This window comes from Roseovarius arcticus (genome assembly GCF_006125015.1).
Classification (GTDB): Bacteria; Pseudomonadota; Alphaproteobacteria; order Rhodobacterales; family Rhodobacteraceae; genus Roseovarius; species Roseovarius arcticus.
Map to the genome: position 1 here is coordinate 1475645 of NZ_SZZN01000001.1, position 13825 is coordinate 1489469.

General features: G+C 60.4%; 11 protein-coding genes. 5 read left to right on the plus strand and 6 right to left on the minus strand.

From position 1 onward, the window contains the following. Positions 1-456 precede the first annotated feature (456 nt). Positions 457-1701, plus strand: coding sequence for a Vgb family protein (locus tag MK6180000_RS06930; RefSeq protein ID WP_212751883.1), 1245 nt, complete (start codon positions 457-459; stop codon positions 1699-1701). Between the two features lie 350 nt (positions 1702-2051). Here MK6180000_RS06930 and MK6180000_RS06935 read toward each other — a convergent pair whose 3' ends face one another. Together MK6180000_RS06935 and MK6180000_RS06940 are read right to left on the minus strand one after the other, a co-directional pair. Next, complete coding sequence (locus MK6180000_RS06935; protein ID WP_138934072.1) at positions 2052-2675, minus strand: DedA family protein; 624 nt, start codon at positions 2673-2675, stop codon at positions 2052-2054. Beyond that, complete coding sequence (locus MK6180000_RS06940) at positions 2672-3040, minus strand: hypothetical protein (RefSeq protein ID WP_138934073.1); 369 nt, start codon at positions 3038-3040, stop codon at positions 2672-2674. Before MK6180000_RS06940 ends, MK6180000_RS06935 begins: the two co-directional genes overlap by 4 nt. Positions 3041-3294: 254 nt before the next feature. Here MK6180000_RS06940 and MK6180000_RS06945 point away from each other — a divergent pair, with 254 nt between their 5' ends. Together MK6180000_RS06945 and cueR are read left to right on the plus strand one after the other, a co-directional pair. Then, complete coding sequence (locus MK6180000_RS06945) at positions 3295-5802, plus strand: heavy metal translocating P-type ATPase (RefSeq protein ID WP_138934074.1); 2508 nt, start codon at positions 3295-3297, stop codon at positions 5800-5802. Between the two features lie 13 nt (positions 5803-5815). Beyond that, positions 5816-6205, plus strand: a complete 390-nt coding sequence (gene cueR / locus MK6180000_RS06950) for a Cu(I)-responsive transcriptional regulator (protein ID WP_138934075.1) — start codon at positions 5816-5818, stop codon at positions 6203-6205. Positions 6206-6281: 76 nt separating this feature from the next. Here the strand turns inward: cueR and MK6180000_RS06955 are convergent, their stop codons facing one another. Next, complete coding sequence (locus MK6180000_RS06955; RefSeq protein ID WP_171054566.1) at positions 6282-7223, minus strand: MBL fold metallo-hydrolase; 942 nt, start codon at positions 7221-7223, stop codon at positions 6282-6284. A gap of 153 nt (positions 7224-7376) precedes the next feature. Here MK6180000_RS06955 and MK6180000_RS06960 point away from each other — a divergent pair, with 153 nt between their 5' ends. Next, the gene (locus tag MK6180000_RS06960; RefSeq protein WP_138934076.1) at positions 7377-8666 is read left to right on the plus strand and encodes an ATP-binding protein; all 1290 of its coding nucleotides are present in this window, start codon (positions 7377-7379) and stop codon (positions 8664-8666) included. A gap of 125 nt (positions 8667-8791) precedes the next feature. Here MK6180000_RS06960 and MK6180000_RS06965 read toward each other — a convergent pair whose 3' ends face one another. From MK6180000_RS06965 to MK6180000_RS06975, 3 genes are all read right to left on the minus strand, one after another. After that, a complete protein-coding gene (locus tag MK6180000_RS06965; protein WP_138934077.1) occupies positions 8792-9547 on the minus strand; it encodes a sugar transferase in 756 nt (251 codons plus the stop codon). A 526-nt stretch (positions 9548-10073) separates the two neighbouring features. Continuing rightward, on the minus strand, positions 10074-11681 hold the full coding sequence (locus MK6180000_RS06970) for a peptide chain release factor 3 (RefSeq protein ID WP_138934078.1): 1608 nt from the start codon (positions 11679-11681) through the stop codon (positions 10074-10076). 50 nt (positions 11682-11731) lie between these two features. After that, positions 11732-12748 carry a Hint domain-containing protein gene (locus tag MK6180000_RS06975; RefSeq protein WP_138934079.1) on the minus strand — a complete coding sequence of 339 codons (1017 nt, stop codon included), beginning with the start codon at positions 12746-12748 and terminating at the stop codon, positions 11732-11734. Between the two features lie 212 nt (positions 12749-12960). On the opposite strand from MK6180000_RS06975, the gene MK6180000_RS06980 reads away from it, so the two are divergent. Further along, entirely contained in the window at positions 12961-13740 is a 780-nt protein-coding gene (locus tag MK6180000_RS06980) for an SDR family oxidoreductase (protein WP_138934080.1), read from the plus strand. The last annotated feature ends 85 nt before the right edge of the window (positions 13741-13825 follow it).

Genomic DNA, 13825 nt, shown 5'->3' on the forward strand with positions numbered 1-13825 from the left:
CGTGCGTTAGCAAAGTCGACGCGTAAATGACCGCTCTGCGCAAATCTGCCTGTTTTGATGCAGCGTTAACGGCGTGCGCAGCTTTTCGGTCCCTGTAATATTGGAGATCTGGCGGCAGAATATGACCGTCGCCGAAAGAGCGATGCGCTGTGGGATGTCGCGGTGCAGGGACAAGATGATGGCGATCCAATCACCGATACACAATCAAATGTGCAATTGGGCCATTAGGCAAGGTCCAGAAAGGGGGGGGCGGCCCCTTTGTCTACCGGCATGCTGTATACCTAAAGCGTCTGACACGTTGGCGAGTGATCCGGCCTGGTGCCGATGCGGTTTTCCAAAGGTATGTATCTGACAAGGTTGTGATGCTCCAAAGCCGTCCAACGGCGATTCGGTTGTTCGAATAATCGGCGTTTTCGTTTACAATTGGCTGACCCTACCAACGCGGAAAGCCCTGACATGCCCAGCAAGATGCTTCGTTCTGTTCTGCTTATGACTGCGCTTTGCCCTCCTGCGGCCGCTTTTGCACTGCCCGACGGCGAAGGCCGGGAGGCCGTCGAAGCAATCTGCGCGGCCTGCCACCAAGTAAATCTGATCGAGCGTAGCTCGGGGTATTCATACGACGACTGGCGCTTTCTTACCTCCACGATGATTGACCTGTCGGATGATCCCGCGATGGAGGCCGAGATCCTCGACTATCTCGCCGAGAACTTCCCGCCCGGCGAGGGTCGAGCAGCGACACCCGCTTCGGGCCCGCTGACCATCCGATTTGAGGAGTGGAAGGTGCCCACACTGGGCCAGCGCGCGCGCGATCCGGTAGAAGCACCTGACGGCCACATCTGGTGGGTGGGGCAATGGCAGGACATCCTCGGCCGGATTGATCCTGAAATCGGCTCAATGGAAGAATTCGACTTGCCCGCGGGCGCGCGGCCGCATTCAGTCAACGTTGGCCCTGACGGCGCCGTCTGGTACACAGGCAACCGCAATGCCACCATGGGCCGGTTCGACCCGGCAACCGGCGAAATTACTGAATACCCCATGCCAGTTGCGGCAGCACGCGACCCACACACCGCCGAGTTCGACGCAAGCGGTATCCTTTGGTTCAGCCTTCAGGGCAGCAACATGATCGGCCGACTGGATCCGGCAACAGGAGAGGTTCGGCTGGTCACCAGTCCGCGCGAAGGCTCGCGTCCCTATGGTGTGAAAATCGCCGCAGATGGCACGGTTTGGGTGGCCTGTAACGGCGCCAACTGTCTACTGCGCGTCGTTCCCGAGACGATGGAGATCACCGAGATACCCTTGCCCGAAAACGGCACCACTGTGCGCAGGCTGGATATTGATGAGGACGGGATCATCTGGTGGGTCAATTCCGGGCTGGGACGGCTGGGCCGCTACGATCCGGTGACAGGAGACATTGAGGAATGGGACTCGCCCAGCGGTCCGCGTTCGCACCCCTATGCTATCGCGGTCTTTGACGGGGCGGTTTGGTACAATGAAAGCGGGGTTCGGCCAGACATGCTGGTGCGTTTCGATCCTGAAACGAAGGCATTCCAGAGCTGGCCCATCCCTTCGGGCCCGGTGTATGCTGGTATTTTGCGGCACATGCGCACCACCCTTGATGGCGAGGCACTCCTGATCCACCAGAGCGGGACCAACCACATCGCCCGGGTGACCGTAGAGCGCGGCGGCGTGATGTCAGAGTGACGCAATGCGCAGGGTCGTTCGGCTAGGCACAGTTGCTGACCGGACCATCAGGGCCTTGCCACCCGCCTGTTTCGCCTCGGCGAGTTCAACTTTTGAAGAGCGGCGTTTTGGAACGCCGCAGGCTGGCCTGATCTTTGAGTCCCGTTGCATTCGAGCGATAAGGTCTACGAAAGCCATATCTATGAAGGTGCTACCTGCGGCTTTCGCAATTACAACACCACTCGTTACGGTCAGGCGATGGCGAAACTCGCGCGGCAGCGGACACCTGATTGGCTCAAAGAATATCTGACCAGAAGGCCAAAATTATCAGAACCTGAGATGAGGCTGGGCCTGCGGGTCATCGCCTCAATTCATTTTATGTCTTGGTCAGATTTCTTTTCGGGCGTCTTCGCCCGGAGGATGGCTTTGATCCACAGCGCGGCGGCGACCGCCATCACCAGTGCGACTACAAACCCTATGAGATTGCTCATGATATCGGCCACGTCGGCGATCTGGTCAAAAAAGACATAGCCAAGCCCGACATAGATCGTGACCCAAAAGACTTCACCCAGAACATCGCCCATTGTGAAGCGGACCCACGACAGGCCTGTCGCTCCTGCAATGAAATTCACCCAAGGCCCAAGTGGGGCCACGGCCCATGTCGAGAGGAACACGCCAAGAGTGCCGCGCCTGTCGATCAGCTTTCTTGCCCTGCCAAGAACAGCGGCGCGGCTTGGCGCGCGTTGCAGCCGCATTGTGATCGGCGTCCCCCATATTCGCCCGATCACGTAGCCCGCCTGATCCCCAAACACGGCCCCAAGGAATGCCGCAGTCGAGACATGCCAAACTGAAAGATCGCCAGACGCAATGAAGGCACCGCCGGTCAACATCATCAAAGACGTTGGGATCGGAATGGCCAGGCAGGACAGAAATGCCGATGCGAAGATCACATACACACCATACTGCGACACCAATTCGAAAATCGTTTCAGTCATTTGCGCGGGCGATCTCTGAACGCGGCGATGGCGGCTTGCGCTTCTTCAATGAGCAGTTGGGGCGTCACACCCCGGTAATCTGCAAGCTGGGTCAGGCTCATCGGGCCGTTTGGTGGCGGACGTGGCGCATGGATTGCGTCTAGGATGACCTCTGGCGGCACTCCCCAAGACCGGGCGATGTAGCGCGGCGTCATCCATGTCGCGATGGTCAGCTCGCGTTCTGCGGGAGGTGGTCGGTTAATCCAGAATACTGCTGACCGGGCTCCAAAGACTGTCGCTGCGATAAGCGACAGGACGAGAATGACAGTTGCGATGGGGGCTGCGGCCCAGAGCCTGTTGAGGCGCTCACTAATCTGTCTTCTCATCAGTCTGACGTTTCTTTCGAGTTCATTCCGGATTTCGGAATGGACAGCCTAGCGACAAGGGCGAAAAGGGTCCACGACGATGTCGCCCGCAGCGTCGACGCATCTGCACGATGTGGTTATGCGTCCCCGGTTTGTCCGGCCTGTCGGCGATGGTGTGAGAACGGCAAAGCATCTGAAGTTTTATCTTCGCCCCTATTGACCTTCCAGTGGGTAGAACCCTTATCTCTGTGGCGAAGCACTTGCAGGAGCCCTCAATGTCGTCATCGCAAACTATTCGGCTATCAGTTCAGAACATGTCCTGCGCATCCTGCGTTGGGCGGGTTGAGCGCGCTCTGACACCTCTTACCGGAGTCGGCGATGTCAGCGTGAACCTTGCCAGCGAAACCGTTCAGGCGCAGATTGATGCGCCCGCACGCGTTTCCGAAATCGTGGCCGCGCTTGATACGGCTGGTTATCCTGCGCGCGTCCAGAGTGTTCGGCTGAATGTGGCGTCGATGTCTTGCGCGTCCTGCGTTGGGCGCGTGGACAAGGCGCTGGCGGCGGTGCCGGGTGTTTTGGATGTGAACGTAAATCTCGCGTCGGAAACAGCGACCGTGACCTATGCTGAGGGCGCGGTTCAACTGGATGATCTGCTCCGCGCTGCAAAGGAGGCGGGATATCCAGCAACACCTGTCGACGCCCGGGCGCATGAGGACACCAGCACCCGCAAGACCGAGGAGGCCCGCGCACTGGCACGCAAGACCATGCTGGCCGCCGCACTGGCGCTGCCGGTTTTTTTACTGGAAATGGGCGCGCATGTCGTGCCGGGGATGCATGACCTGATTGGCAATACTATCGGGCATCAGACCAGCTGGATGATCCAATTCGTGCTGACGACCGTGGTTCTGGCTTGGCCGGGCCGCGCCTTCTACACCAAGGGGTTTCCGGCGCTACTTAAAGGTGCGCCCGACATGAACAGCTTGGTCGCGGTCGGTACCTCGGCGGCTTATACCTATTCGCTCATCGCGCTTTTCGCGCCAATACTGTTGCCCGAAGCCGCGCGCGCAGTCTATTTCGAGGCGGCGGCGGTGATCGTTGTGCTGATCCTTCTGGGCCGCTGGCTGGAGGCCCGCGCCAAGGGCCGCACCGGCGCCGCGATCCAGAAACTTCTGGGGCTTCAGGCGCGCACTGCACGGGTGCTGGTGGACGGAGAGCCGCAGGATATCGCTATTGAGCAGATTAGCACGGGTGCCACCCTTCTGGTGCGCCCCGGCGAGCGGATTGCGGTCGACGGCGAGGTAACCCAAGGCAGCGCCCGTGTTGATGAGAGCATGATCACAGGAGAGCCTGTTCCGGTAGCCAAGGCCGAGGGCGATCCCGTTACCGGCGGCACCGTCAATGGCACCGGTAGTTTCCAGTTCCGCGCGACCCGCGTGGGGGCCGACACCACGCTGGCGCAGATCATTCGCATGGTCGAAGAGGCGCAAGGCGCAAAGTTGCCCATTCAGGGCATGGTGGACCGGATCACGCTTTGGTTTGTGCCCGCCGTTATGGCAGCCGCGCTGTTGACCGTGCTGGTCTGGCTTATCGTCGGCCCCGCGCCGGCCCTCTCCTATGCGCTGGTCGCAGGCGTCTCTGTGCTGATCATCGCGTGTCCTTGCGCCATGGGGCTGGCGACGCCGACCTCGATCATGGTTGGCACAGGACGGGCGGCGGAAATGGGCGTGCTTTTCCGCAAGGGCGACGCGCTGCAGCAATTGACTGGCGTCAGCGTCGTGGCCGTGGACAAGACCGGCACTGTGACCGAGGGGCGTCCTGAGCTGACCGATCTGGTGCTGGCAGATGGGTTCGAACGCGCCGAAGTGCTGGCCTTGGTGGCGGCAGTTGAGGCGCAGTCCGAGCATCCTATTGCCGAGGCGATCGTGAGGGCCGCCGAGGCCGAAGGCGCAGAGCGGCACAAAGTCGACAGTTTCGAATCCATCACCGGCTACGGCGTCCGCGCGCAAGTCGCGGGCCGCGACGTGCTGATCGGGGCAGATCGCCTGATGGCGCGCGAAGGGCTGGAGACCGGCCCACTGGCGGACGCCGAGACGGACCTTGCCAGCCGTGGCCGCACCGCGCTTTACGCTGCAATCGACGGGCAGGTGGCTGCGGTCATCGCAGTGGCCGACCCGGTGAAGCCGTCCAGTGCCGCCGCAATCCGTGCGCTGCATGACCTGGGGCTGAAAGTGGCGATGATTACCGGCGACAAGCGCGAGACGGCTGAGGCCATCGCGCGGGAGACCGGCATTGACCACGTCGTCGCGGGCGTTCTGCCGGACGGCAAGGTCGCGGCGCTGGATGAATTGCGCGCAGGTGGCAAGGCGCTCGCCTTTGTCGGTGACGGGATCAATGATGCGCCCGCGCTGGCACATGCCGATGTCGGCATTGCGATTGGCACCGGCACGGACGTCGCCATCGAATCTGCCGATGTTGTGCTGATGTCGGGCGATCTGCGCGGTGTGGTAAACGCGTTTGAGGTGTCCACGCGCACGATGCGCAACATCCGGCAGAACCTATTTTGGGCGTTTGGGTATAATGTGGCGCTAATCCCGGTCGCGGCGGGCGTGCTCTATCCTACCTTTGGTCTGCTGCTGTCACCAGTTCTTGCCGCCGGCGCGATGGCGCTCAGCTCGGTCTTTGTTCTGACCAACGCCTTGCGTCTTCGCCGTGTCCGCCCGGCGATGGATGAGGTCGAAGCCGTGCGCCCAAACGCCACCCTTTCCCCTACACCAGCCGAATGAAGAGGGCGCTAGAATGAACATCGGAGATGCTGCCACCCGGTCAGGCCTGCCAGCCAAGACGATCCGCTACTATGAGGATATTGGCCTCGTAAAACCCCTGCGCAGCGCCAATGGCTACCGGACCTTTCGCGATAGCGACGCGCACAAGCTGGCGTTCTTGGGCCGCGCACGCGCGCTCGGTTTTAGCATTGACGACTGCCGGAGCCTGATAAAACTGTATGAGGATACCGGCCGCGAAAGCGCCGAGGTCAAGCATATCGCCGAAGAGCATCTGTCCCGGATTGACGAAAAAATCACCGAGCTGACCGAGATGCGTGCCACGCTCGCGACCTTGGTGCATGCCTGCGCGGGTGATCATCGCCCCGATTGCCCAATTCTGGCCGACTTGGCGTCAAAGCAGTAGGACCTGACAGAGCCATAGGCGGCGGTAATCCTACCACAGCGCCTACCATTCATCTCACCCAGTTGAAAAAGCGTAGCTAATGCACGCCAGTCCCTGCGTGCGGGATATCCAACCGGACGAACGTCGCCTCTGCGTTCAAAGAGCCATCGACGTGCAGTCTGCCGCGACCGTGCAAATCAATCAAATGTGCCAAAACGTTTCGCGTTGCGGCAGGCATCAGTCGGGCGGGCGTAGAGGTATAAATTGCGCGTGCTAGGATCGCAGCCGTCGCAGGCGCCTTGCTTAGCTGCGCGAGAACCTCGCGTTCGCGCATTTGGCGGTGAGCAATCAGCCAGTCAAGACGCGAGGCGGCATCCGTCACGGGCGCGCCGTGACCGGGGTGCAGCACACTCGCACCAAGTTCCATCAGCCGCATACAGGAGGTCATGAATTGCGTCAGATCCCCGTCCGGCGGCGAGACGAGGGAACTGGCCCAGCCCATCACCAAATCGCCAGTAAAAACAGCATCATTCCATGCAAAGCACAGGTGATTACAGAAATGGCCGGGCGTCCATAACGCCTTGATCTGCCAGCCATCGCCGACGATCCACTCGCCATCAGCAAGGCAAACATCGGGCGCGAAATCCCCGTCGACCCCTTCGCCGCCGCCGATCATCCCGCCAGCCGCCAGCCGCTGCATCATAGGGCTGCGCCCGGCGACGGCGTTCCCAAATGCCAGAATCGGCGCGCCTGTTACAGCAGCGAGGGGGCGTGCGAGTGGCGAGTGATCCAGATGGGCATGGGTTATGAGGATATGCGTGATGCTCTGGCCCTGTTCCAGCGCCGCCAGAATCGCGTCCATGTGCGCCAGATTGTCCGGGCCGGGATCAATCACGGCAATGCCGCGCGTTCCAATGAGGTAGGTATTGGTGCCGCGATATGTCATCGGCGACGGGTTCGGCGCGAGTATTCGGCGCAGGCCGGGGGCAAGTGTAAAGGCCACCCCGGCGACCGGATCAAAGGTGTCGGGCTCGGGCAAACTTGGCACTCCTCCGGGCAGCCACCGCAGGCTGGCGATGGCCAGATTACCGCTGTGGCGCCGCGCCGTCCAGCGGGGCGGGGCGCGGCATAGCGTGAACCTATATGAACACCTCTGCTTGCGCCCGCTCGGGTGCGTGGCGTAGCGTCTGGCATGATGTTTCGCTGGCTCAAACGAACAATGCCGCGCAGCCTGTATGGCCGCGCCTTCCTTATCCTGCTGTTGCCGGTGATTTCGCTATTGCTGGTGGTGTCGATCGTGTCGGCGCAGCGCCTGTTCGAGGGGGTGACTCGCCAGATGACAACATCTGCCGCCCGCGAGGTGCGCCTGCTTCTGGATAGCGCCGATCCCGCGCCCCTTGCCCAAACGCTGTCAATCACAATCAGTCCGGTTACGGCCCAAGATATCCCGCCCGGCGACATGCGCCGCTGGTTCGATATAACCGGCATCGTCTTGATCGACGAATTGAGTATACGGCTGCCACAGCTTGCGGGTATCGATCTAAGCGACGGCCAAGTCGTGCAGCTCTACCTACCCTCAAATGGGGAATTTGTGCGCATGACGATGGACAGGCGGCGTTTCTCGGCCTCCAACCCGCATCAGCTCTTTGTGAACATGCTGTTCTTTAGTATTCTAATGACGATCATCGCGTATCTATACTTGCGTAATCAGCTGCGGCCCATTACGCGGCTCGCCCGCGCGGCCGAGGCCTTTGGGCGCGGGCGAAGTGTGCCGTATCGTCCGTCTGGCGCCAATGAGGTGCGCGCGGCCGGCAGTGCCTTTTTGGACATGCGCGCGCGCATTGACCGCCAAATTGAACAACGCACATTGATGCTGTCGGGTGTCAGCCACGATTTGCGCACGCCCCTCACGCGGCTCAAACTCAGCCTAGCGATGTTGGACGACGAGCGCGAGCGCGAGCCGATGTTGCGCGATGTGCGCGACATGGAGCGGCTACTGGATGCCTTTCTTGATTTTGCCCGCGGCGCTGCAGAGGGCGAGCCAGAACAGGTCGATCCGGGCGTATTGGTGCAGCGCATCGTCGGTGACTGCGCCCGTGCTAACATCCCTGCTACCCTTCACGAAATAGTGGGCAGCGGCACGCTGCCTCTGCGCGCCGTCGCAATTCGCCGCGCGGTGGACAACCTGATTGGCAACGCCGTGCGCTATGGCACCCGCGCCGAGGTGTCGGTGGTCCTGACCGAACGCGCCCTGCGTATCCGTGTCGAAGATGATGGCCCTGGCATTCCCGAGGATCGCCGCGAGGAGGCGCTGCGCCCCTTCGCCCGATTGGAGCCGTCACGCAACCAAGACAAAGGGCCTGGCGTCGGCTTAGGCCTGTCGATCACCACTGATATTGCACGCGCGCATGGCGGTAGCCTGCGCCTAAGCCAATCCGAAAGGTTGGGCGGTCTATGCGCAGATTTGGTGATCGCACGCTAGCGCGGCGAAGTCATTTCCATTGACGAATAAATAACGCGCTTTGCAGTGGCGAGCGCGCGACCTGTCACCTGCCAGCAGCGTTCCAGCCGAGGTGTATCATATCATTCCAGCAGCGGGAAAAATGCTCAGTATCCCGTCCGCTTGATCACTGCGCCGATGGTGCGCCACAAGATCTTTGCATCTTCACGGATGGAAATATCTACGTCATAGGCCGCATCCAAGGCTACGCGCGCGCGAAATGCGCTCTCGTTGCGCTGGGACACCTGCCAATAGCCTGTGATACCGGGACGCAGCGCAAAGTAGTGGGCCGCATCCCCATACATTGGCAACTGCTCGGGCAGCATGGGACGTGGGCCGACAAGGCTCATGTCGCCCGTCAGCACATTCCACAGTTGGGGCAATTCATCCAATGATGACTTGCGGAGGAAGGAGCCGAGGCGCGTGATGCGTGGATCATGCTTTAACTTCTGAGTCTTGTCCCATTCGGCGCGCAAGGCAGGATCGGCGGCGAGGTTCGTCTCAAGAAGGCGGTCAGCATCGCGCACCATTGTCCGCAGCTTTAGGATCGAGAAAGTCTCGCCCGCGCGGCCAAGACGCTTTTGACGGTAAAAGGGCGAGCCGCCCTCAATCCACAAAAGGGCTGCTGCGCCACCAATCAGCGGTGCAGCGATGGGCGCAGCCAAGGCGACCAAAGCCAAATCCAACACCCGCTTTCCAAGGCCCCGATAGCCAAACACAGACTTGCGGCTATCGACCACAGGAGTCGGTCTAAAATCGTGGTAAAAAACCGGCTGGAGGGGTCGCAAATATCGGCGCACCCTCAACGGCTGGGTCGAATTCTGAGTGGGCGAAGGCGCGATTTCGACCTTAGCTTCGGACATAACAGACCTACCTTAACAATAACAAATGCGATCCTCGACGGACGCACCAAACTACACACTTCAACTGCCCAAACTCTTTTACGTGCAACGCCTTTGCCACACCAAATTGGGGTGGCGCACGTATCGCTCTCTTAAGAGACCGGACCAACTAAGGGCAAGAAAGCGCCCCAATACTGACTAGGTTCAAGTTAACACTGGCTGCTAAGACTTTCAGAAAATTCTACAGAAACACATTGTTTCCGGCCAATACCCGCCGAAGCTGTTTAGTCTTGGCGAAATACCCGTTTTCCGAGTGTTTCAATCCCTGAATTCATAACGACCTTATCGAACACCCCCCCACTGTTTCGATGCGAGCAACCAGCAGCTAAGGCGCTCACTCTCTTTTTAGTAAATTACAGCGGATTTGCAACTTCGATTTCGTGCCAGCGCTTGCAAAAATCAGCGGTTTTCAATGTCATCACAGAAATATGAGCCGATTTTGGCCACAAATGGGCCGCAAAATTGGCGCGCTGATTCCCGGCGTTGGCTAAACCATCATCTCTTTGGTCGCGGTCAGGCGGATGTCCGGGTAATCACGCTCGACGCGGTCAATATCCCACTGTAGCCGGGTCAGGTAAACGACGTCGCCATCGTTGTCATGCGCGATATGCAGCGGGTTGGCCTTGATGAAGGCGTCGAGCGCCGCGCGATTCCCCTGCGCCCAACGGGCAGATGTGAATTGCGACGACTCAAATCTGACGGGCAGGCCGTATTCCAGCTCAATCCGCGACGCGAGCACCTCAAATTGCAGCGCCCCAACGACGCCCACGATAAAGCCGCTACCGAAGGCGGGTTTGAACACCTTTGCCGCGCCTTCTTCGGCGAATTGCATCAGCGCCTTTTCGAGATGCTTGGATTTCAACGGGTCCCCCGCGCGGGCAGTTTGCAGTAACTCAGGCGCAAAGCTGGGTATGCCGGAGACGCGCAAGGCTTCGCCCTCGGTCAGGGTGTCGCCGATGCGCAGTTGGCCATGGTTCGGGATGCCGATGATATCGCCGGCCCATGCCTCGTCCGCCAGTTCGCGGTCAGACGCCAGAAACAGCACGGGATTGCTGATCGTCATAGGCTTTTTGCTGCGCACATGGGTCAGCTTCATGCCGCGCTTGAAATGGCCCGATGCCATGCGCACGAATGCCACGCGGTCACGGTGTTTCGGGTCCATATTCGCCTGCACCTTAAAAACGAAACCGCTTACTTTGGTCTCATCTGGCGCGATTGCGCGGGGCTCGGCGCTTTGGGGCTGCGGCTCGGGGCCGTAGGTTGCGATGCCGTTCATCAGTTCTTTGACCCCAAAGGAGTTTATCGCAGAGCCGAACCAAATGGGGGTCATATGTCCCTCCAGCACGGCTTGCGGATCCAGTGGTGGCAGCAGCTCGCGGGCCATTTCGACCTCTTCGCGCAATTTTTTCACCAGATCGGCCGGCAAATGTTCGTCCAATTTGGGATCATCCAAGCCGTTGATCTCAATGCTGGCCGCCACTTTGTTACGGTCAGCGCGGTCCATCAGCTCCAGCCGGTCATTTAGCATGTCATAACAGCCAGCAAATTCGCGGCCGACACCAATGGGCCAGCTGGCGGGCGTCACGTCGATTGCCAGATTTTCCTGAATCTCGTCGATAATGTCGAAGGTGTCGCGGCTCTCGCGGTCCATCTTGTTACAAAACGTCAGGATCGGCAGATCGCGCAGGCGGCATACTTCAAAGAGCTTTTGGGTCTGCGATTCCACACCCTTGGCGCCGTCGATTACCATGACGGCGGCGTCGACGGCCGTCAGTGTCCGGTAGGTATCCTCGGAAAAATCGGAGTGGCCGGGGGTATCAACCAGATTGAACCGAAACTCTTTGAAATCAAAAGACATTGCCGAGGCGCTGACAGAAATGCCGCGATCCTTTTCCATCTGCATGAAGTCCGACCGCGTGCGCCGCGCCTCGCCCTTGGCCCGCACCTGACCCGCCATCTGGATCGCGCCGCCAAAGAGCAGGAATTTTTCGGTCAGCGTCGTCTTGCCCGCATCGGGGTGCGAGATGATCGCAAACGTACGGCGCCGCGCGATTTCGGGCGGCAGGGCGGAGGTTTTTTGGGCGTTATCCAGCATCAGGCGCGTATAGTGCGGCCCGGCTGGGCGCGCAATGGGGCGCGGCTGGCCTAGCGCGTTGAAGCGCGGCGCAGAATCTCGGCAGCGTCGGGTCGTTCCACCAAATCCTGCTTTACCTCGAAATCTTGATGCGCGCGGCGCGTGTGGCCGGGCAGGGGCTGCGACAGTGTCCCGTCGGCCCCCTCGGCCAGCGCCTCAGGTAGCACACTGCGCGTACGTGGATCGACCAGCATCGTCTCGGCAGCGATACCTTCGGCATAGATTATCTGATGCTCATCAAAGAGCAGTTGGAAGTAGTCAACAAAGCCGCCATCATGCTGCACGATGCTATCGCCGTTCACCAGATGACGCGCGCGCACCATCACCTCATGCCGCCCGGCGCCTAGCGCGTCTAAACGCTGGTAAATGAACAGGCGGCTTTCGGGGCTGACCACCAGATCACCGGAATTGTTCAGCGCGCCAGCACGGATACGAACTGGGGCGAATTCGCCCACCGCCCGTGCAGTTGACGCGCCGATCCAGCGCAGGGGCCGAGGGCCGTCGTCACGGGTCAGGATCATATCACCAGGAGCAAGGTCCTGGATCGGCGTCTGCGCGCCCGACGCCAGCGTCACCAGCGTGCCCCGCGCAAAGGACACGCACGCCACCTCGGCAAAACGGGCGCGGGCGCTGGTGCGGTCAATGCCGACCAGCGTATAATCAGTGCGCGGGGTCATCCGCGCAAGGGGCATGGCGTAAATCGCGTCAATATCGCCGGAGCCATCGACCTCAACCAGCACGAGCAATTCTGTCGTCGTGCCATTAGCTGTCATTAGCGTCAGCGCCGCGTCCAGATGCACCGCATTACCAGCCGTCCCGATGACCGAGCCGGGCACAACCGCCAAGTGGCCCGCGCCCCCCGGCTGGACCGCAAGGCGCGCAGTCGCCGCGCGCGCGCCAAGCTCGTAGACATCATCAAGGTCCATCTCATCGGCGATCGAGAGTACATCGCCCAGATTAGCACCGCGCACGACCGTTAGATCAGCAGCGCTGAAAACGGGGAGTGTCTGAACAAAGCCGGTACTCATCTGTTGGCGCTCCTTACTTTTTCGGGCATCGCTGCGAGGGCGATTTTGCTATCTAACTGCACGCGGCGCGCAGAGGTGTACATTCGCCTTTTGGTAGCACGGCGCGTGGCTTAGAGTTGGTCATATAGCCCGATTTTGACATCGTCACGTTAATCGTCGGCAATTATTTAGGCATCCCCGTGTGTTGCGGGGTACATACGGGAGAATTTTACATGGATATGGGGCTGAACGGCAAGCGCGCACTGGTATGCGCATCGTCCAAGGGTCTGGGGCTGGGTTGCGCACGCGCATTGGCCGCTGAGGGCGTTCATCTGGTGATGAATGCGCGCGGTGCAGAGGCGCTGGATGCCGCCGCAGACGCGATTCGGTCGGAGTTCGGCGTCGAGGTAACGACGGTCGCCTGCGACATCACCACAGAGGAGGGCCAGTCCGCCGTACTAAAGGCCGCAGGCGATATCGACATTCTCGTGACCAATGCAGGTGGCCCCCCTCCGGGTGTTTGGAGTGATTGGGACCGCGATGACTTTATCGCAGCCCTTGATGCGAACATGCTGACGCCCATTGCCCTGATGAAGGCGGTCCTGCCCGGCATGATGGATCGTGGCTGGGGCCGTGTGGTGAACATCACCTCTCAATCGGTCAAGTCGCCCATTCCGGCGCTGGGGCTGTCAAATGCCGCGCGCACCGGCCTGACTGGCTATGTCGCAGGCACCGCGCGGCAAGTGGCGCAGCACGGCGTGAATATCAACAATCTGCTGCCCGGCATCCATGCAACCGACCGCGCCATCCAGTTGGATAGCGGCGTGGCAAAGGCGCAAGGCATCACCATGCAAGAGGCGCATGATCAGCGCTGTGCCACGATTCCAGCGCGCCGATATGGCACCCCGGATGAGTTTGGCGCAGCTTGCGCGTTCCTATGCTCGGCGCAGGCCGGGTTCATCGTGGGGCAGAATCTGTTGCTGGATGGCGGCGCGGTAACCTCGACGATGTAGGCGGCACACCATTGGCGCGCGGGCGATCACAACTTCGCCAGCGTGCCGATTGCGCATGGCCCGGTAGTGTATGTCCGGTTAGCCC